The organism is Rubrilithobacter danxiaensis (genome assembly GCF_047272945.1).
Classification (GTDB): domain Bacteria; phylum Bacteroidota; class Bacteroidia; order Sphingobacteriales; family Sphingobacteriaceae; genus Rubrolithibacter; species Rubrolithibacter danxiaensis.
This window is the reverse complement of the sequence record NZ_JBKOPS010000005.1, coordinates 300,207-321,178: the sequence shown is the minus strand read 5'-3', so window position 1 is coordinate 321,178 and position 20,972 is coordinate 300,207. Positions and strand designations below refer to the sequence as shown.

Below are 20,972 nucleotides of genomic sequence, written 5' to 3'. Positions count from 1 at the left end.
TTTGTTTCTCCCTGCTTCTACTTCAGATTAAGCTGTGATTTCTTACTATACTATCAGATTGAATATGCATTCTATAATTGTCCATTTGAGGATGAGATTATGGAAGTAATGAATCAAGTACCAATCTGGGAAAACATGAAAGAAAGGACCTTTAAGAACGGTTATCCTGACTTCTATAGCAATGTTATTAATTTAAACGATGAAAAGTTTATTAAAGTTCTTTAAAATAACCTCGTTGTTAGTACCTTAGTATAATTAGAAATGGAGGTAAGCTCTCAGAAATAACAAACTTGATTACAACTATTTAAATTAAAATATAAGCGTTAGCTATCGGTTCTTGCTTTAGAAACCTAGGAAATTTCAAATGCAACAAGAACAGATGAGTTCAACGCCTACGCGATAAGCGTGGGTGCTGACTTGTTTGTTGTTGCATGGGTCTCCTAGGACCTCTAAAGCACAAATTAAGCTCAGTCCTGCGCTTATTGTGTTTATTAACCCACCGAATGGGGACTGATAGGTGAAATCTTTAACAAGTCAATGCAACGCATACTAACCTCTCTACTCTTCTTATTACTCTTCTCATTATCTTCAATGAGCTTCGCTCAATCCTTCCAAGCCTATTATCAACAGAACTACAAATGGGATGGTAGAAATTTTATAAAAGATTCTCCATCTCTAACCAATACTCGATTCACATTCAATGGAAATCAAGTACAGATTGATAATTCAAAATTCACTATCACGAATAGCATTACGAATTCAAGTGGCGAATTTTTAACAGCAACTGCTAACAATGGGAGTAATATTGAAGTATCTATTTCCCTTACAAACGAAAAAGATGTTAAGGGTAGAATATATCACTGCATTACAGTTGAAAGGAAGCACGTTTATAAAATCATTTACTATCTGGACCGTTAATAACTCCTTTTACTTAAAAAGTCCTTTCCTAATCCAATAATCTTAATTAACAAATCAATTAACATTCAATAACAAGTAAAACATGAAACAATTTTTTTTATTAATGCTCTCAGCAGTGATAATGGTCACTGGATGCAAAACAGCCACCTTCGTTCAAACTACGCAAAACAGTCAATTACTTCCAGCCTTACAGCCTGAAATGGACTATTTGAGTTTTGAAACTGCTTATTCTTTAGGTACTACCAACAGTAGTGGTGCTTCTTATTCTGGATTAGCTACCTCCTATGGTAATGTTGGCGTTGGAACTGTCGCAGCAAGCTCTTCTATTGCACATAGAGACCCAAGAATACAAACAGCAAGAGATGAATTTGAAAAGGAAGTGCGTGGTAGAATTTCACAAAAAACAGGTGAGAGATATGGTTATGCTGTTTGCAGAATCAAAAATCATAGTTATGATAATAAAGGAGTGGGACTTGCTATCTTAAGTGGGTTCACGGTTGGAACATTAAATCTTTTGGGAATGCCAGTTGGAAGTAAACAAGGATATGCTTCGCTTTCTGTAGAAATTTTAGATTCTAAGAAAAATGTAATTGGTATCTATGAAGCTGAATCTAGTGCAAAGTATCCTATAGCCTTATACTGGGGTTATTCAGGAACAAAAGCTGCTAGAATGGCATATAGTAATCCTTTTGTTGATGCTTTAAATAATATAAAGACACAGATTGCAAGAGATTATACAGTTCTGAACGAGAAGCTTGTTAAGTCAGGTGCAATAAACTAATGATTAGGTAATTTAATATTATGAGACAGCCGCACCTCAATTATAAGAACAAAGATTCTTAGACGAGGTTGGTTGTAAGTGACAACTAGTTATTTAAAAGTTAAAACAGGTAAGGGTGCTCATTAGAGTGCCCTTATTACCAAAGGTTGTATATTTTAAAGCTGTAAGCTAAGTTCTTTTTCTACTTCTTTACTTATTCCTTCTATCCACGGTAGGTTCTTTACACTGTTAAGGTTACAAACGATTGTACCATTTTCGCCTTTTATACAGTGTATTACCACCCCCTTTTCCTTAACAAAAACTTCATAATCATCTTTGGAGATTTGCTTTACTATACCCGTTAACAGATCTCCTTTCTCATCAAAATAAGATATTTTAAAAGATTGAAGTTTCTTCTGACGATTCTGTTGAGTGTCAAGCATTGGTAATGTTTATCATAAAATGGGTATTAAATATAAACAAAAAGTATAAATAAAGAAAATAAATTAATTTTTAAGAAACAATAAAAATACTATACTTTCATCCCAAAACCTACCTTCCCCTCTTTCTGCTGCTTACGGAAGGATAAGGTAGGTCTTGGTCTTCGATTTCTCTATATGAACCTTCAGTGCTTTATTTGAAGGCTACTACTGATACTTCGCCCTTTGATGTACGTGCATTGCAAAGATGTACGGATAGTGCAGGAAGAAAGGCATTACGAAACTCCAATACTAGCATAAAAGGACGCCAGATAGCGATACGTTAAACAGTTCTGCGAACAGATTAACTCCACTTGCTCCAACTCTCAAAGACGCACTTTTTTTTATTATTCCTTATACTCTTATACCACCCACTTAAAAAATGTGCTGTCTTTCTATCCCTTGCTTCTCAATCTGTCATCCTTTTTGCTTTAGCAAAGTCGTTTCTCCATGAAAGCTCTCTTTGTCTTTTTAAAAGTTTACGCTTTGCTGCAACCCTTTAAAATCCAATCGCTTTCCATGTTAGGCTCACCATGCTGGTCGCAAAACGCTTCACAACTGTCACAACTATTGATTAGCATCAGCACATCCCTTTACTTCAATAGTTCCGCCAGTTGCTTGTGAAGCATACTAAGCAGTCGCACTTGCAGTGCTCTCTCTGCTTAGACGTTTTGCTCCATTCGCATGCTGGTTCGCCCTATTAATCGGAACTCTCGATCTTTAATTATGTAATTTAGATACTGCTAATTATATTAGCAGATCGAAAGTCAATATGAACAAGCACACAGCAAAGATCACTTCTAAAAGTATTGAACAAAGCGGATTACCTGCTGATTATAGAAAAGCAATAGCTGAATATATATGGAATGGTTTTGATGCTGGTGCCACAGAAATAGAACTGGAATTCGTTGGCAATGAAGTTGGATACTTACATTCTTTTACTATCAAAGACAATGGTTGTGGGATCAACATTCAAAACATAAATGAAACCTTTGGACATTTCTTAGATTCTCAAAAAAGAGATTCGTTTAATAAGGATGGATTTGTTAAAGGTAAAAAAGGAAAGGGGAGATATGCTTTTAGCACATTTGCAAATAGATGTACTTGGTCAACTACTTTTCAAGGACCTAATCAAGAGTATTTGGAATATACGATCACAATTCACAAAGAAGACCTACACAACTTTAGTACTAGTGATAATGCAGTTTCTAAAAGCACTCAAACAGGTACTGTCGTACAATTTGAAGATTACTACCAACTTACTTCAGATTTGTTAGAAAAGAAGGATTTTGAACAGTATTTAGCAAGTGAATTTGGATGGTTTCTCTTTTTGAACAAAGAGAATAATTATAAAATTATTATTAATGGTGATGAGTTAGAATATAAAGATATTATAGGAGATTATGAGGAGATCCATCAAATCATTGGAAGTAACACATTTAAAATAACATTTCTAAGGTGGAATCATAAGATAGGTGATAAGTATTTTTATTATTTCTTAAACTCGGAAAAGAAGGAAACTTACAGAAGACATACTTCCTTTAACAATAAAGCAATTGATTTTCATCACTCCGTATATGTACAGTCGCAGTATTTTGACGATTTTATAGAAACTAAAGATGATACTCCAGTTTTAAGTATAGCGGGTAAAAACCAAGCCGACTTTAGCTTTAGGGAATTAATGAGAGTTCTTAATAAGCTTGTTGTATCTAAAGAAAGGCAATTTATCAGAGACCAACAGGCTGATAAGTTGATTTATGACTATAAATCAAAAGGGATATTTCCCAAGTTTAGAAATAATACTTACGATTCATATAGACAAAAAGACCTTGAAGCTGTAGTAAAGGAATTATATTGTGTAGAACCTAAAATATTTCATGGATTAAATAAAGAACAAAGCAAAACATTGGTAGGCTTTTTAAACCTTCTTTTAGATACCGACCAACGCGAAAAGGTATTAGACATTTTGGAGGGTATAGTAAAACTTACTGATGAAGAAAGAACGGAGTTATCTGAATCATTAAAAAAGACTAAGCTTTCAAACATAAGTTCAATGATTAAGATGCTTGAAAGTAGATTTACAGTAGTTGAACTTTTAAAACTTCTTGTTTTTGATCTTGAAAAATTCACTAATGAAAGAGACCATATTCAGGCTGTAATAGAAAGCAATTACTGGTTATTCGGAGAACAATATCATATGGTATCTGCTGATGTTAACTTTGAAACTGTTCTTAACAACTACCTTCATTTTATGGAGGGGAATTCAAATAAGCAACCTCAAAAGATTAATCACAAGGAAAGACTTAGAAGACCTGATATATTTATCTGTAGACAAATTGATGTTATTGATGGGAGTAATAATGAAGATTTAATCGAAGAAAATATAATTGTTGAACTTAAACGTCCAGCAGTTATTATTGGCAAGGAACAATACAACCAAGTTGAGGATTACCTAAGGTTTATTATTTCTGAACCACGATTTAATAGTACGTTAAGGAAATGGAAGTTTCTACTTATAGGCAAATCGCTTGATTCGTTTATAGTTGATAAACACGAGTCCCAAAAGCACAAAGGGAAAAAGTTTTTAGTTGAATCTATAAAGAACTATGAAATATACGCTTTAACCTGGGATGATATTTTTAAACAGTTTGACTCCAGGCATAAGCACTTAATTAATAAGTTAGATTTTAAATTAGCTGTAATAGAAGAGCTTCAAGAAAAAGGGATCAGCTTTAGTCAATCTCAATCTGACACTATTACAAGTATTGCAGTTAATCAATAAAGAAATCTGAACAAAAAGATGTACAGCGCTTGTAAGATAGTTAAAAGGTGCTGAAGCTTTGAAAAATTTTTGAAGCATCTTAGATAGTTTTAGCTTTTAAAGTAATAGAGGAAAGTTGCAACGGTTGTTTTATCCATCAATCTCAATTTATAGTAACCACTTATTTTAAAAGCAAACATTATTGGGCGTTAGCAGCTTATTCCAATCCAAGAAAAAATGAGACCCCTTATATAATGAAATTTGAAGATATTTTGGATCTACTCTTAAGGCAAGAGTATGGAAAGAATTAGGTATTTGCATCTAAACAAAATATGAATAGGAGTACACTTTTGATTCTTATTAGCTTTCTGTTTTCGTTCTTATCGTGCTCAAAGCAACCCTTAAAAAGAAACAATAAGATTCAAAAGATTACATTTGCAACCGGTGGTGAATGTTGGGAAGGTGGTTGTCCTTACTTTGCTTTTTCTGTGGATAGCAGTCTAAACTATATTTATTTTGGAGGGAAAGGCGCTAAACTACAAGGTTATTATAAAGGTAGTATTACTCAGAGTCTTTGGGATACAATCAATATCAAGTTTGAGAATCTAAACAAAGAACCGTTAAACAACGACCACAAACGCACATCTCATCCTTCTCCAGCAATAGAATTGTTTGTTTACAAGAATAACAAAGTTCAACATATCGCAGATTTTCCACACGGATTAAAAGACGATTGGTATATTGCTACTGGCTGGTTAAAAGACTCAGTAATACCAAAGACGCTTTTGCCAACAATGCCAATTGCATTTGAATCTACAGTACAGCATCCTAACTCGAAGGTATTAGATAGCGTCATTAAAAAATACAACAGTCCCTTTTAATACCGACTTGAGTTGTGTACCAATGGCAGGTAGAACAAGATAGGTATTTGATACTTTAGAAGCTAAATGCTTTTAAATAGAAGATTGATTTTAATGCACTTTTGTTATAGAACGTTTACTTATTAAAACTTACTCTTTTGGAAGGGCTAATCTTTCAGTAAAAAGTGCCATATTGCTAGTTGCATACTCTTATTATCTCAATTACTTATCAATAAATTTAATAACGATGGAACTTGTACAACCTGCTGAAATATCTGGGAAAATAATGACGATAATAGACGAAGCAGAGAATGAACTAATTCTTATTTCTCCTTATAATAAAATTGTTCGAGTAGCACATTCTTTGAACTATTCGTGGACATCTATGGATAAGATTATACAGATTTACTAAAGGATGAATTTTTGCAAATAGTATTTTTATTTTTTTCTTTATGCTAAACTTGATTATCATCCATCCAAAAAATACTGGTACCATTTCTCTACTATCGATTTTTATCGCATGGTCAGTAGGAATAGCCTACTTTGATATAAGAGAAAATTTGGTAAATGGTAAAGTAGTAGATCTGGACTTTGTTATGTTTTGGTCTGCAATCGCTATACTTATTGCCTGGGCAATTTTTATTTATATACCGTTATCAAAGATAAATCACAGCAGTGCACTTTTTAAACTTCCAATATTTCCTATTGTAACGACGCTGTATGCTCTGACTGTATTCTTTTTGATTATAGGATGGGTATTTTTCAATTCAAGATTTACTCAAGTGTTCGAAATAGCTGCGGTTGTAGGGTTTTTCTTTGGCGTTGTCTACTTGTATTTCTACAAGAGGGATGGAATCTTTAGTAAAATAGATAGGAAGATACTATTACTGATTCCTTTCTTATATCTATCCTTATTTCTAACTATTTCTCTTTGGCTTTTTCCTAAGATTCTTCCATCAATTGCCTTTCGCTACATGCCAGACACAATACAGGAAAATATAATTAAAGAAACGATACCAAAGTATAAAGTAGGTGATAGTTTTGAGGCTTTAAACAATGCATTACCATCTTACTTTTCAGATTCCTTCTCTGATGGATTTGGAAGTACAATGGTTCAGTTAGGTGAATTTAAATTCGTAATTGAAGTGAAGTGTAATATAATTGCAAGAGTGGATTATACATATGACAAAAACAAACTCTACTCGATAACTGCGATACCTGCAGAAGATCAGCATTGCCGTTAAGAAGTGCTTATAAGTTCAGCTGACCAGAGCTTGTCAAAGTAGAGCGCTGCTACTTTAGAAGCTAATAGCTTTTAAATAAATAGCTAAAACTCCGAAGCACATTTTCTTGCCATGAGGTATATAGATTAAACAATCAGAAATAAAAATGTGCAGTGCTACTATGAGAGGTGAGTTATCATTAATCATTCACGAAGTTAGGCTAAGAGCTGCTGAAGCGTCCAAAAGATTGCCGAGCATAAACCCTCAGTCTAACCCACCATAAATTTATATCGTTTCCTTTTGGACTTGATTGCTCTTAGCCTAGGAGAGTACCATAATTAATTCAAACTATTATGGTACAAAATCAAATTGAAGTTGCCGAGGTGCAACTAGTTTACAAATCAAAAGTTAAAGCATCAGAAAGACCTAAAATCACAGGTTCAAAGGATGCATTTTTAGTGGTTAAGGAGCATTGGAATTGCGATACCTTAGACTTAGTAGAACAGTTTAAAATAATGCTTCTGAATCGAGCTAATAGAGTTCTAGGACTTATTGAAATTAGTACAGGAGGGATGAGTGGAACCATTGCAGATCCAAAAATCATCTTTTGTTCAGCTATCAAAGCTGCTGCATCTGGTATTATCTTAGTACATAATCACCCATCTGGAAATCTGAAACCAAGTGAAGCAGATAGGCAATTAACAAGAAAGTTAAAGTCTGGAGGAGAACTGTTGGATATATCTGTACTAGATCACTTGATAATTAGTTCTGAAGGATATTATAGTTTTGCAGATGAGGGATTACTTTAGGAAAAAAAGTGTGTCAGCAAGCGTGTCAGTAAGACTGAATTTTTGCTATTTTTAACAAAATAAAAAATTTTATCAAAACGACACATTTTTCAATTTTTACCTAGAAAACCCTTTTAATGAGGCATTTGAGCACAAAAAAAGCCTTCGCTAGAAGGCTTAGTCAAGTGAACCAACTGGTACAAAACTCGAACTATTTAGTAGCAGATTTGAAGCTATTAGTAGATATTTTAGCGGCATAAGATGAAAAAAATATGTCGCTAATCGGCTAATCGTCTAAAAATCAATCAAAATAGATATTAATTGCCTCATTGTTGCCCCTTTGCTGTGTCAATTGCCCCTTTATTGCCCTTAGCAGAATATAGTGTGTACTTTTTCCTGTTTAACCGACTTTAACGTTCGAGAAAAGCAGGTTATAAGTATTTCCTTTATAATTCCCGAAAGGAAAAATGTTTTATGGCCAGTAAAGACATGTGATCAATTAGTCTCTACCGTTATAAGGTCTTTTTTATACTTTTCTAAAAGAACTTTATTCAACTTTGAAAACCTCTCTAACTCTTCAATTCTTTTCTTCAATTTTTCAGCTAAATATTTCTTTTGGAAAGCATCATCATTGTAATTTTCAAGCCCAATGGCAGGATCGATATCTAAAATTATTCTTACAATTCTTGCATCATCATTATCGTGTATGTTTGTTGAATTTTCAAGAAAGGATTCTGTTTTTTCATTTTTAGCTTTCAAAGCAGCCTGATTCAAAATGAACTCTATCCAGATTCTGGCAGCCTTGTCAATTTGCAAAGCCATATTGGTATAGCTTGTTATCTCTTTTAAATCCGGGTTGCTTTTCTCCAGTTCAGATAGTTCGTGATCTAACGAATGATAAAAGTACGGCTCCTGTTCCTCGGGATTAAGCCGCTCCAGCGTTTTCAGAATAGGTTCAAATTCTTCCAATGGTCGCTTCCGGGAAGGCAGTAACCATCTGTGCTTCCACAATGCCAGAATAGTTTCGAAGCATTCTTTTTCTGCTTCTTTCTTATCCTCATCGGACATAGCATGTTCCGCCATTTTCATCTTTTCCGCTATATAATGAGCCATCCACTTAGAAAAAGTGTCACTGCCTGGATCTAATTTAAGCTCCTGGACAAATAGTTTACCCAAGTTGATAATTTGCTCCTGTAGTTCTGAGTTTTCCATCTGCTGATAGTATAAATATTTTGTGTTGTGGTTTTGCATATTCCCTTTTCTCCCGATCATACCGATAGCTTATATCTCTTTTAATGCCAACGTCAAATATTAAATCGTAGCCAAGCGTTGAACAGAGTTCTTTTAAAAATGAAAGTTTAGCCTTCAATCGCATTCCTGATTGATCGGGTTCTTCATCCCGTCCTTCCCTATGGCTGCTCCATGTTTCGCAAGACAATGTAACTTCAGAGCTATGAGCGATTTGCCAGGTTTTACCATCTGGATCTGCTGATAAGCCTAACTGTTCAGCTATTGTGCTACCCAATGAATATGGAGGATAATCAATTTCATCCGCATAAGGATCAAATTCATCCAATTCTTTTGAATTGTGGCGTTCATTAATCCAACCTTTAAGTTGAAATAAGCCAGACTCAATTTCCATATCTTCTTCATCAAAATAAGGTAGCTTATAATCGTATGGATCGCTACAAGTCGCTAATGCTCGTAAAAGAGCATCTGACGTTTTAGGTGAAACAAGTGCCGTTGAAATAGAAATAGTTTCTGTTCTTTCGTTATTCTTTTCATGCCAGCCTCCTTTTACATTGACCCACAATTCCCCATTTGTTTCTGTCTGAATATAATTCAAAAAATCCCCTTCTGTGATTTCAGTTTGCCAGGTGTCTTTTTTTTCTTCTGACACCCACAAAGGCCTGTTTAGTGGCAAAGGATCTCTGCAATCTGCCAACCATTTGCCATCCGGACGTGTCAGTAAATGTCGCGATAGCCAGTCAGACCATGGTTCATCGTCTGAGTTATATCTTGTCCTGATTACTGGCATTTTTTGAATTAGCCTTGCCGCAATAACAAGCATCGAATGGTAAGACAAGTAAAAATCTAAATTGTCGGTTCCAGGGTAGCTTCCGTGATCATGCCATGTCTCCCGATCATTGTTGGAACGGTTCCAAAGGATAACTCTTGGATCGTTATTATATCCATTCTTTTCTCCTAAATTCCATTCCTTAACAATAAGGTTTGCAGCCAAATCCTCTATTTGTTTACTGGAAATCCCAAATACATCGCCAAGCGGTTCGTACCAGTATCGATCGAAATCCCATCCAAAATGGAAATCAATGCCTGGTTCAACTTCTCCTTGCTGATGCCAATAACTGTCTGTTGAGTATTGATAATTTTCCACCTGAACTGGAAGGTTACTTTTTTCCATATTCTTTACTGCTATTAAGCTCTCTGCTTCATAGGTTCCAGGGAAGGTGTTTTCAATCTCTACAATGATATCTGAAGCGAATTTTTGAATAATAACATGATGCTGTGATAGCGCATACTGTAAAAACAAATTGCTATGCTTACGTAGTATGGCAGGCTTTTCAATAGCTATCCTGGCAAATGCTATCAAAAGGTATTGCCTTGCATGAAGGTTATAGAATGGAAACTTATGGTGTCCAAACGCACCTACTTTATCTTGGTTCAACCAAAAGACTAAAGCATCAATGATATCGGTACAATTAAAGTCTGCCAGTTTTCTGACACAATGCGCTGCATTCCATCTTACTGCTGCTCTTGGCGCCCCCAAAGCAGACCATATAAATCCTGCAACGTTTATACTGGCATCACCTACAACTTGTAAATTCTTACTCCATGCGCCATCGCCAAAATCTTCTGCTATGTGCAATTCAAAGCGGGATAATGAATAATCGGTTAACTCAGAAGCATCTTGTTCGCTGATGTAGGATGATACCAGAGATGCAAAACCAAAAAACTGTCGTGCATCGGCGATCTCATCACCATTCGCTAAGCCAGATGTGATTCCGACAATCAACTTTTCGGTTAAAGCTTCATCAAGATTTAATTCTTTTTTGAAAGAGTTAAAAGAGTATTCATTTGTCAATTCGTGCGCATAATGTTCTCCGAACTTATAAACAACACCAGGAAACTTAGCTTGGTAACTCACCTTGCCTTTCCATGCCTCAGGCATGGAAGAAAGGATACCCTGAACATCATAGTGGTTAATGTCTTCAGAAAGAAAGATAATATCAATGAAAGGCCAAAGTGATTTTTCTTCCAACCTAATTATGGCGTCCTTTAATAAGTTTCTCAAGGGCCATTTGAAATCGTCTTTTCCCTGTTTCGATTTAAATCTCTCTATTAATGCGGCAAAGCCTTCAGGTGTAGCAATGTTTAAGTCTTTGAAAATGTCGTCCCAATCTCGTTTAGATTCCCACTTTTGTTCCTTCCCGGTTATATCTTCAGAGCTTGCAGATTTTATATTTTGTTGTGCATAGAAATTCGTAATAGACTTTAGTACTTCATTGCTAATGTTATTCTTAACTGCAATTTCTTTCAGTTTATCCCAATATACACTGCCCATGCCTTCTATTTGGAGCAAGTAAATAGCATCATCAACTAAGCTTTGCCGGATACTGTCAGATGGCTCATTTTCTAAACAGATTGCCAGTAGCTCATTCAATTGATGATAAGAAAAAAAACGGTTTAATGCCCAGCCTGTACTGGCGGAGATTGTTTTGGAACCGACTAATTCTATCAACATTGCTTCAAGTTGATATTCAAAGCGACCTATATCCCTATCCCGCCATCTGCTTAAGGCTGATATGGCTATTCCTGGCGACATCTTGGCGCAAACACGCATGGCTTCGCTTCTGCTCCAATGCTTTTCCCTGGAAACATTTTCTCCTACTAACTCGGCACATCTGATGAAGCGATATGCCAGTTCATCAGGTGCCGTTTGCTTCACACAAGCTCTTTGAGCTAGGGCCACAACTGCTTCCCATCGCGGCACAAGCTCTTCTCCAAATTTAGAAGCGACTTCTATCGCCTTGTCAAAATATACACTTGCATCATCGGGTGAAATGACCAAAACCGCACGTGCAATAGCAATGTATCTATTAGCAATTTCATTAGGCCCATCGTCATTGTTCGTTTTCGTTAATTCATAGGTAGCATGTTCTAATGGCTGTCTTATATTTAGTAGATGAGGAGCCCTGCAGGCTGCACGAAGCAGGGGGGATTTATCCTGTAATCTGAAGGCTTTGTCATTATGTAGAAACCTTTGGTAAAACTCAGTTATATCTTCGTTGCTACCTTGTTGATAGAACATCAATATACCAGCACAGATTTCAGCAATCTCGTAAGGAAGCATATCATAGCTCCTGTATCTACTGGTTCGAGCCTTTATTGAAGTTTCATTGACTGAGCCAACAACGTCAAGAAGTTTTATTTGTTTGTCAAATAAAATCTGAGCCCTTAACAAATACCAAGGAAACAAACCATAGATTACTTCTTTAAACTCTTTAAAGTCATTGTCCAATTCATGGTTTTTCTTCTTGCTGGAAAATTCATCTGGTGAAATAGTTTCTATGTCTACTTCTGGTTTGTTCAACAATACTACACGTATAGCAAGCGCTTTAAGATAGATGGTTCTTTCATCTGACGAATGAGCGCTATAAACCATTCGGTTAGCCCTGAGCGGCACATAATGATTTAAAGCCCGTAATATCTTTTCCGTAGGTAAACCATTATATATGCATGCTTCGAGGAAAGAAATGATAGCTGGCGTTACCCTGTCATTGAAAAAATCTTTCGATTTTTCAATTCTACTTTTCCGGGAACAGAGCAGATTTAAGCATGTTTCTGTTTCACTTGCTTGAGGGAATCTTCCAATTTCTACAAGCCTACTAACTGTGGCAACAAGGTAATAAGGTTCACGAATAAACCTGCCTGTCAGATCATTTATCTCATTAAATCGCCCCAGGTCAACAAGCCTTTCTGCTAAATCCTGTACAGTCCTGAATAAGGCTTCTTTGGGCTTTAAACCAAATAGAAAATCAGTACAACCGTTTACTCCATGAATGTTTAAATGGGCATAGGCAAGTTCCAACACGTCATCATCCTCAACACCGTCTTGGTAATAATGATCATCATTTTTTCTCTGCTCCTCAAATTGAATGTGCAGCCAGTTCATAGCAGCCCGCAGGTAGCCTCTTCCTTCTCCTCTATAATCTGTTATTCCCGAAAGCAATGAAGCGGAATAAACATTCTCAGACCCATCCCACCTACTGCTTAGTAATCTTTTGAAAGCAATCTCCTGAACTTTTTCTTTGCTTTGAAGAGTAGTAAGTAAGTCGATATTTGATCTAAAAAGCGCTATCTGCCTCTGATTTCCTGCTACTTCTTCGCCGGCTCTCATAGCCAGCTTAATGACATCTTTGAAATTTTTGAGTTTAAGTGCTGCTTTAAAAGCAAATTGCAAACGATATACCCGGATATTCCGGGCATCTATAGGGTTGTTTTCAGGCAAATAGTCGTCGGAAAGTGCAATGGCAATTAATTTGTCGTATTGTCCGGCTTGCAGGTACAGTTGTGGTAGTACCTCTGCAATATAAGGTAGCTGATGAGCGAGAGGCTCCAAAGCTGTTATATATTCTTCGTAGTTTTCCTTTGTAGCAAGGAATGTGTTTCTAAACCAGGTTTCTGTTGGCTCGTCTCTGAACTGTATAGAAGTATCATACAACCATAAGGAACGACCGATGTCGGAAACAAAACTTTTCACATGATCTATACTGACATTTGCCACTTTGGATAAAACATCAATGGGAATATGAGGAGGTAAGCTGGCTAAGCCCAGGCATATTGAATTAATTTGATGATGATGCTCCTGAGGAATCAGGTCTTTTATTTTAGATATAGCAGCATTTAACTGAAGCTCTATTTGCTTTTCAACAGAGGTTCCTGACGGTACTAATGAGTCTAACAATTCATGGGTTGAGTCATTTTTTGCATCCAAAGCATTTGCCTGAACCCGCGGATTGCCCGATGTTAAACGGTGGAATTCAATTCCATCCTTTTCATTTGCATCAGGAAACCATTTTTTTAAGTTTGCCAAAGTTTCCTTCTCTGAAAATGGCTCCAACTCCAATTTCGTAACATTGCTTAGAGGTTGCAATAGATGGATTCGCTCGGTTCTACATAAAAGTATCAGCTTGCATCCATCCGGCATATTCTCACGAATCAGCTCATGAGCAAAACAGGATTGCGTGTATTCGATGGCTGCCATCTCAGCATTATCAGCAGCATCAATTAAAATGAATAGCTGTGCTTCGTCAGTTACTTTTTTTAGAGACTTCACAGAGGCTTCAATTCGTTGAAGGAATTTCCGCATTATATCCTCATCCAGGGTTGTATTCTGTACGATCAACGGATCACATAAACCTTTGGAAGCAAGTTCATTTACAATTTGCACTAAAGCATCCCTATGTTTATGCCGGGATTCACTTCGATTTCTGTAGCTTCCTGCACCAAAACAATCATAAGCAATCCCTAGAGATCCTTCGGGCAAAGAATTGATTAGCTGGCGACAGAAAACGGATTTTCCTACGCCGCCGGCTGCATGCACGATAACAGGATGTGATAAGCTAGCAATACTGTCTTTAAGAATTGCATATTGCCTGCGTTCGATTATGTTAGTAAGCTCATCCCATTTAGCTGGCGCAGGATATAGCTCTTTTTCAGAGGTTATACCAAAGCGCTTTAAAACGTCTTCCCGATTAATCCTACCATCAGCATCGGGCAGTACCTTCTCTTGTACTAAAGCAACAAGATTTTCAATTTGTGCATTTTCAATGGAACCCGCAATCAATTGAGCTAATTCTATTCTTAATTCATCTCTTTGAATGTTGTAATTGCCTTCGCCATCCTCTAAATGTAGCATACGGCAGAATGCCACCAGATCATCTTCAGAGAGATTAGTATAACTCTCTATTGTTCTCTTGAAAATAGGGTCGACCTTTTCCTTTCTTATGATAGCTGATAAATTTGCCTTGAACGAATCCGCAAATTTTCTGTTTGTAATTACAGTAAAGGAAATGTCGGAAACATCTGTCTTATTCTCTTTCTTATGCTGGAGATATCTTGCAGTAAAACCGGTGAAGGTATCTTTTAAGTCGCTTATTGTAAATGGCTTATCTCCCTGAACAGTTGTGTGCTTCAACTGATAGTAGTCTATTTTTTTCTTCCCTGCATCTTCAATACTGTATTCCGAAACGTCTATTACATATTCTCCTGCTTTCTCGGGTTCAGGCGATCCTTCAATGTATATTTTCCTTACAAAAGAATTAGGATAGATTAGTCTTAGGCAACGTCTGGCTGCCCACCTATAATGAAAAACATCTCCGGCTCTTGAATATGCTACTAAATTATTTGACATAGAGTGATCGTCTTTATTTAAACTTCATTATTTCCTCCACGAGTTTATACCCCATTGTACATCGGTTATGCTCCGCATAATCCTGCCTCTGTTCATAAGTTTCAGCAAGTCGTTTAATAGTATCTTCGATTATACCATGCTCTTTAGTAAAATGTACATCTCTTTACTATTTTTCCCATAACAATAATTAGTTCCCGCAAAAGATTGAAAGTTTTCTTCAATCAATCCCTGATATTGTTGTTGATTTGGATTATCAAGAAACTTCCTGATAGCATTGGAAGTCCTTGAACTCAATATTAGGCTTTTTCGTAAAAGCTGTGTGTATCTTTTGTGCCAGATCACGTAAACGCTGATTGCCTTGAATTACCTGATTGATATCCTCAATAAATGATTCTAGGTCAAAGATTGGAACCGATTTCCCTTTTGGAATGGGGACAGGCAAAAGTTTATGAGTAATGAGCAAGCCCACGATGGAAAAGTCCTGGATACATAGCAAGTCGACCATCGAGAGCTGGGAAAGATGTTCAATATATTTTGTCACCTGACTAATACCTTTTTCAAGCTCCTTCATCTTATAGTCAACCTCAGAAGCTGTTATAGGGCCAATGAAATGCTTGTAATCGGCAACCAATAGAAACTTATCTGAAGGATCAATCAGGATTAAATCGGGACTTATCGTTTGCCCATTATTTTTAATCTGCTTTTCGAGATAACAAATACTGCCTTCGAGACCTTTTGCCGTGTCATACACTAAGCCTAGGTTTACTTTTTCGATTGTGTTAATTAAGGTGTCATATACATTTTTCTTGACTCCTTTATTTAAGGCACCGAGAATCATTCTGGACGGCTCTAACTGTGCAAATAAGTTAGGCAGAATATAATAATGGCCGGAAAACGAACGAATGAAAGGTTGGATACTTACGCTTGTATGAAAGCTGAAAGGGTCAAATGTCAGATCGGCAATAATCGCTCTCGATACGTCCATAGCAAGCCCCGTAATATTAGAAACGAATTTTTCGAATTGCTGCTGGCTTAGCTCAAGTGGATTAGAGCCAAAAAACAAATTATTATTTCCGGCTCGCGAATCCAATACTGCTTCAACCCATCGAATGAAATGAAAATTTAGGAAAACAAGGGCATAAAATTGGCGGATCTGCTGGAGATTATACCCTTGGAACTCTGTTGTCTCATCCAATTCAGGGAATAGTATATCCTTCATCTTCAGATATAGCATTGGATATGATGCAGAGCTTCGTCCTTGTTGCCATTTAATGTGATTGGCAATCGGCGGTTTAGTAAAGTCTATTTCCTGAAACCATTTGATGAATTCTTCCTCCATTTCTTCGTGTGGATAGCTATCAAATGAATCTGCGATCCTTTTAGCGTACAGCAGTTGGCCGCCATATATTTTGCTGTATTCGTATCCTTCAGGATTCGTGAACGTAATTGTCTTTTTTTCTTCGTTCATGTTCGCCCTTTTGATACCACGAGACCAGGTAACAAATTCCTGGGCAATCATGTGATAGCCCGTTCCCCAGCCAAGAAAATCAGCGGCCATTTCATGTATTTGTAGATATGTATTCCCTGAAGCATCTTTGATTCCAGTACCCCCTTTATTGATCATCCATCTTATGCAGTGACCCAAACCATGCAGCATATTGTTCAAATAGAAAGAAAGGCTAGTCGCGTTATGGCCATTACGAACTAAATTGTCTCTATGCCTTTCAGTATCGCCATAGGTCTGCAACAAATACGGAATAACTATATCGTCGGAATACTGATAAAATAAAAAACTCTTATGATGCTCGTCCAAGACATCACGTTCAAAAGCTCTTATTTGTTCACCTTCAGTCATACTTACTAGGATACCGAGTCCTTTACGTTTCTCAAGTTGTTTAGGACGGTTTCTAAGCTATCTATAATTTCACCAATTAAGACGTCCGGCTCAGGCAGCGCCTCCATATCAATTGAATTTTCATCTTTTAACCAGATAATGTCAAAATTCACTTTATCCCTGGTTAATATCTCTTCATGACTGTATTTTCTCCAGCGTCCGTGTAAGTTGTCCTTTCCCCATGTTTCCTTCCTCTTACTTTCATTATAGCATTCAACGAACGGCCGTAAACTATTAAAAGATAGTGGGTTCTTCTTAGGGGTGTGATGGATATTCGTTCTATAGTCGTAGAACCAGACTTCCTTTTTCGATTTTTTAGAAACTTGCTTTTTATCGAAGAACAAGACATTAGCGTTTACGCCTTGGGCGTAGAAAATACCGGTAGGCAATCTCAAAATAGTGTGCAGATAAGCCTCTTCAAGAAGTTTGCGACGTATTATCTCGCCAGCACCGCCTTCGAAAAGTACATTATCCGGCAGGACAATGGCAGCACGCCCTTCATCCTCCAGCATGTTAACTATGTGCTGTAAGAAAGCAAGTTGCTTATTACTTGTTGTAACCCAGAAATCCTCTCTCAGGAAATAGCCGTCTTTTTCAGCCATTTTTTGATCGTTCGTGGGAATATCGCTACTGCTCTTCCCAAAAGGGGGATTAGCCAATACTATCTTTACCTTTTTAATATTATTTGCTTTCAAGCTATCGGTAACCTGTATATCCGGAGTTTTTTTCAAATCACCTACACCATGTAAATAGAGATTCATTAAACAAAGGCGTGCAGTTGCCTTTTCTATTTCCCATCCATGAAATGTGTTGAACTTGATGAACTTTTTTTCTTCCTGAGTAAGATTCTTCCTGTTTAAATATTCCAGTGCCCCTAAAAAGAAGCCACCTGTGCCACATGAAGGATCGACTATCGTCTCTGAAGGCTGAGGTTTTATACACTCAATTATTGCTTGAATTACAGATCGGGGTGTAAAATATTGACCAGCACCACTATTCTCGGCGTTTTTTTGCAGCAAGGATTCATAGATTTCACCTTTGATATCATAGCCTGTTGATGTCCAATTCTCCTCATCAATGAGGTTGATAAGCTTCTGAAGTTTCGATGAATCATGAATTTTATTCTGTGCGCCTGAAAAAATCTTTTTTAACATGCCTCCCGAATCAGTGAGTGTTTTCAATATCTTCTCATATTGATCCAGTAGTTCACCTCCTTTATTAGCTACAAGGCTTTTCCAGTTACAGATATCTGGTAAGCTGTATTTATTTTTGTTCTCATCTGCCATTTTTAGAAACAGCAGATAAGTGAGCTGTTCCAAATAATCGTTATATCCTAAGCCATCATCCCGCAACGTATCGCAAAATGACCATATTTTTTGTACAAGATTATTTGTTGTCATAACGTTCTTACGAAATTTTTTAACCAAGAATATCCATTAAGTTCTGAATGGACCATTAAGCACGCCTTTGCAGTACTTGTATATGATTTTCTTTCGGAATCCACCAGCTTAATTAATTCTTCAAAACACTTCCTGACCATTGCTTTTTTCACTGCCGGTGCAGAGTTGTCAATATTCTTTTTTGCGTCCTTTATTTGAGCTACACAATCATCCCAGACTATTTTCCTTGCAGTATTAAGCTGATCCAAGTCTAGGTGATAATAAAATATAGATTGTTTAACCCTATCTATTTCATCTTCATCTGTCGTTGCTGGAATGGGAATACCCTTGTCGAAAGTGAGCAAGGATACGTCTACAGGGTTCGTAGGATCCAATAGGACAGGATCTTCGCAAGCCAAATTTTCTTCATCATTTGCAACCCGGCCCAAAACCAAATTGAGAGGGAAATAATCTCCTTTTCCCTTTACGTCTTCACAATCACCAAGACGGTCACGTCTTAGTTTATTTGCCAATGCACCAGCTAACCTGTAGTTATCCCAATCGTATGCCTTCCACCAATAACCATTTTCCTTATGAACAACTGATTTGCTCTTGGCGTTTGTATAATCAGTTTTCTGCTTGGATTTATTTTTTGGTCGAAAATGATCAACCTCAAAATCCCCATTGCCAATAGGAGCTTCAGAATACCAGCACTTATTGTGCGAAAGGGAAAGCATGCGAGGCTGAAACATATTCCAATCCGGATGGTCTGTTATATAAGCCTTTAATTCGGCTACAGATAAACCTGCCATCGCATTCAGATGGGCTTGCCTTATAGCATCCCACCCAATATCAACGGCTGCCTGCTCAAGCGTACTATTATCGATATACCTCATGCTTTTTTCTCTTCTTTGATTATTTCATCAAGTACTTCGCGGGCAATTTTATCTAATTCTTCCTCTTCTGCTTTGGTATATTTTCGATTGACAAAAGCTTCATTTTCACTTGTGAGCTGCAAAAACTTGTTATATCTGCTGTCAGCTGTATCATCGTCAAACCCTATACGATCAAAATATTTTTTCAGGCGCTCAAATTCTACTCGCTCATCTTCCGGTAACTCTCCATTTGTGAGCTTAGCTTGCAGATAACGCTTCTGATTAAGCAAGTCTTCAAGCTTTTTGCTGATCAGTGAAGGAATCCCAAATAATTCACTGGTAAGTATTTTAGAAACACTCATTTCTCGTGGACTGACAAACGGATTGAATGCCTCCGTTTTACCTTCTTCATTTTTCTTAAAGACTTGCACCTGATTTCTTTTCAGGTTACCAATTACCAGAGGATCATGAGAACAAAAGATGATTTGAGTTGTCTCTTGCCTTTTCACCACACTATCAAGATAATCCAGGTATTTCCATTTCCATAACGGATTTAGATGCGTATCTGGTTCGTCAAGTAATACCAAAGATTCTTCGTCCTTGGTAAATTTCAGCAGCCCTAAAACTGTTAATAATTGTTTTTCTCCCTCACTAAGCTCGTTCATAGCGAGCTCGCCATCCACTGATTCTTTACCAACAGTAATTTTGACATCATGTAAAAGGTTAGAAATGTGGATGCTTTCCAAGGCATTGAACAATTCTATCTTATTGCTATACTTTGCATCAACCAGCTTTTTAAAATCGTTAAGGTCTTTGATGAATAAATATTTTCGATATTGGGTTTCTGTCTTTTTGTAGCTTACATTTACCCGTGCCTTTTCCTCTATAGGGGCAAATGCAATTCCATACAGATCATCCAGTAGTTTTCTAACTAAGCCTTCTGCTCCCCAAAATAGTTCAGTTTTATTTTTTGATTGAACCCATGCAGGTTCTTTTAGCATAAACAATGCAGATCCAAAATCGGTAATTTTTAGTTCTTGTTTTAAAAATTGCAATGTCTCGGCTGACTGATCTGGAAAAAGATAAAACGCAATCAAAGCAAAATTGGCATGGACGTTTTGTGCTAAAAAGATTCTGCGGATAGAATTGAAATTCTCTATTTTGGCGTGCTCCTTTATGATTAGATCATAGTAAAGTTTTTGATGAGGTATATAAAGATCATTTAACCTATCACTGATCCCGGAATAATAAATAAATATATGTTTGGGAAGAAATTGATCTATATTTTTCGTAAAATTTGTAGTTTCAACGGTCCCATCAACGATGAACTTGTATTTACCTTTCTCATAACTTACCTCAATCATTCGATTACGGCACTCATATTTTATATAAAAATCGAAAACAGGCGATTGTTTCCGATTATAGTTATAAGTCAAATCTAGATCTCTGAATATTATAACCAGGGCTTCCATAAAATTTGATTTGCCGGTAGCATTAAGCCCCAACAAGACCGTTTCCATCGCTTTCTCGTCAATGTCGATTTGAAAATCTGTGAGATTTTTAAATGTCGTCTTGATATGTACTTGATCAACTCTCATAA

14 protein-coding genes are annotated in these 20,972 nt (G+C 36.7%); 7 read left to right on the top strand and 7 right to left on the bottom strand.

Annotated features, from left to right (window positions below):
- Positions 1-225: hypothetical protein (locus ACLCDL_RS08745; protein WP_423147904.1), on the top strand; the 225-nt coding region annotated here is incomplete at its 5' end.
- A gap of 775 nt (positions 226-1,000) precedes the next feature.
- Positions 1,001-1,699, top strand: coding sequence for a hypothetical protein (locus ACLCDL_RS08740; RefSeq protein WP_423147903.1), 699 nt, complete (start codon positions 1,001-1,003; stop codon positions 1,697-1,699).
- Positions 1,700-1,854: 155 nt separating this feature from the next.
- On the opposite strand, the gene ACLCDL_RS08735 is transcribed toward ACLCDL_RS08740, so the two are convergent.
- Positions 1,855-2,121, bottom strand: coding sequence for a hypothetical protein (locus ACLCDL_RS08735; RefSeq protein ID WP_423147902.1), 267 nt, complete (start codon positions 2,119-2,121; stop codon positions 1,855-1,857).
- 808 nt (positions 2,122-2,929) lie between these two features.
- On the opposite strand from ACLCDL_RS08735, the gene ACLCDL_RS08730 reads away from it, so the two are divergent.
- The 5 genes from ACLCDL_RS08730 to ACLCDL_RS08710 all read left to right on the top strand — a co-directional run bounded on the left by ACLCDL_RS08730 (position 2,930) and on the right by ACLCDL_RS08710 (position 7,810).
- Positions 2,930-4,939 carry an ATP-binding protein gene (locus ACLCDL_RS08730; RefSeq protein ID WP_423147901.1) on the top strand — a complete coding sequence of 670 codons (2,010 nt, stop codon included), beginning with the start codon at positions 2,930-2,932 and terminating at the stop codon, positions 4,937-4,939.
- A 311-nt stretch (positions 4,940-5,250) separates the two neighbouring features.
- On the top strand, positions 5,251-5,799 hold the full coding sequence (locus tag ACLCDL_RS08725; RefSeq protein ID WP_423147900.1) for a DUF6438 domain-containing protein: 549 nt from the start codon (positions 5,251-5,253) through the stop codon (positions 5,797-5,799).
- 226 nt (positions 5,800-6,025) lie between these two features.
- Positions 6,026-6,190, top strand: coding sequence for a hypothetical protein (locus ACLCDL_RS08720; RefSeq protein ID WP_423147899.1), 165 nt, complete (start codon positions 6,026-6,028; stop codon positions 6,188-6,190).
- Positions 6,191-6,230: 40 nt separating this feature from the next.
- A complete protein-coding gene (locus tag ACLCDL_RS08715) occupies positions 6,231-7,022 on the top strand; it encodes a hypothetical protein (RefSeq protein WP_423147898.1) in 792 nt (263 codons plus the stop codon).
- Between the two features lie 332 nt (positions 7,023-7,354).
- Positions 7,355-7,810 (top strand): JAB domain-containing protein, encoded by a 456-nt coding sequence (locus ACLCDL_RS08710; RefSeq protein ID WP_423147897.1) that lies wholly within the window; start codon positions 7,355-7,357, stop codon positions 7,808-7,810.
- 474 nt (positions 7,811-8,284) lie between these two features.
- Here the strand turns inward: ACLCDL_RS08710 and ACLCDL_RS08705 are convergent, their stop codons facing one another.
- The 6 genes from ACLCDL_RS08705 to ACLCDL_RS08680 form a co-directional block, all read right to left on the bottom strand.
- Entirely contained in the window at positions 8,285-9,001 is a 717-nt protein-coding gene (locus tag ACLCDL_RS08705) for a hypothetical protein (protein WP_423147896.1), read from the bottom strand.
- Positions 8,958-15,224 carry a P-loop domain-containing protein gene (locus tag ACLCDL_RS08700; RefSeq protein WP_423147895.1) on the bottom strand — a complete coding sequence of 2,089 codons (6,267 nt, stop codon included), beginning with the start codon at positions 15,222-15,224 and terminating at the stop codon, positions 8,958-8,960. The genes ACLCDL_RS08705 and ACLCDL_RS08700 overlap by 44 nt, the downstream gene beginning before the upstream one ends.
- 253 nt (positions 15,225-15,477) lie before the next feature.
- On the bottom strand, positions 15,478-17,079 hold the full coding sequence (locus ACLCDL_RS08695) for a hypothetical protein (protein WP_423147894.1): 1,602 nt from the start codon (positions 17,077-17,079) through the stop codon (positions 15,478-15,480).
- Positions 17,080-17,084: 5 nt separating this feature from the next.
- The gene (locus ACLCDL_RS08690; RefSeq protein ID WP_423147893.1) at positions 17,085-18,518 is read right to left on the bottom strand and encodes a type I restriction-modification system subunit M; all 1,434 of its coding nucleotides are present in this window, start codon (positions 18,516-18,518) and stop codon (positions 17,085-17,087) included.
- Positions 18,515-19,393, bottom strand: a complete 879-nt coding sequence (locus tag ACLCDL_RS08685) for a hypothetical protein (RefSeq protein WP_423147892.1) — start codon at positions 19,391-19,393, stop codon at positions 18,515-18,517. The genes ACLCDL_RS08690 and ACLCDL_RS08685 overlap by 4 nt, the downstream gene beginning before the upstream one ends.
- A complete protein-coding gene (locus ACLCDL_RS08680; protein WP_423147891.1) occupies positions 19,390-20,970 on the bottom strand; it encodes an AAA family ATPase in 1,581 nt (526 codons plus the stop codon). The genes ACLCDL_RS08685 and ACLCDL_RS08680 overlap by 4 nt, the downstream gene beginning before the upstream one ends.
- Between the last annotated feature and the right edge of the window lie 2 nt (positions 20,971-20,972).

Coding starts and splice junctions, on each gene's coding strand:
- ACLCDL_RS08715 (WP_423147898.1), top strand. CDS start 6,231: ATGCTAAACTTGATTATCATCCATCCAAAAAATACTGGTACCATTTCT.
- ACLCDL_RS08705 (WP_423147896.1), bottom strand. CDS start 9,001: ATGGAAAACTCAGAACTACAGGAGCAAATTATCAACTTGGGTAAACTA.
- ACLCDL_RS08720 (WP_423147899.1), top strand. CDS start 6,026: ATGGAACTTGTACAACCTGCTGAAATATCTGGGAAAATAATGACGATA.
- ACLCDL_RS08695 (WP_423147894.1), bottom strand. CDS start 17,079: ATGACTGAAGGTGAACAAATAAGAGCTTTTGAACGTGATGTCTTGGAC.
- ACLCDL_RS08685 (WP_423147892.1), bottom strand. CDS start 19,393: ATGAGGTATATCGATAATAGTACGCTTGAGCAGGCAGCCGTTGATATT.
- ACLCDL_RS08710 (WP_423147897.1), top strand. CDS start 7,355: ATGGTACAAAATCAAATTGAAGTTGCCGAGGTGCAACTAGTTTACAAA.
- ACLCDL_RS08680 (WP_423147891.1), bottom strand. CDS start 20,970: ATGAGAGTTGATCAAGTACATATCAAGACGACATTTAAAAATCTCACA.
- ACLCDL_RS08725 (WP_423147900.1), top strand. CDS start 5,251: ATGAATAGGAGTACACTTTTGATTCTTATTAGCTTTCTGTTTTCGTTC.
- ACLCDL_RS08730 (WP_423147901.1), top strand. CDS start 2,930: ATGAACAAGCACACAGCAAAGATCACTTCTAAAAGTATTGAACAAAGC.
- ACLCDL_RS08740 (WP_423147903.1), top strand. CDS start 1,001: ATGAAACAATTTTTTTTATTAATGCTCTCAGCAGTGATAATGGTCACT.
- ACLCDL_RS08690 (WP_423147893.1), bottom strand. CDS start 18,518: ATGACAACAAATAATCTTGTACAAAAAATATGGTCATTTTGCGATACG.
- ACLCDL_RS08735 (WP_423147902.1), bottom strand. CDS start 2,121: ATGCTTGACACTCAACAGAATCGTCAGAAGAAACTTCAATCTTTTAAA.
- ACLCDL_RS08700 (WP_423147895.1), bottom strand. CDS start 15,224: ATGTCAAATAATTTAGTAGCATATTCAAGAGCCGGAGATGTTTTTCAT.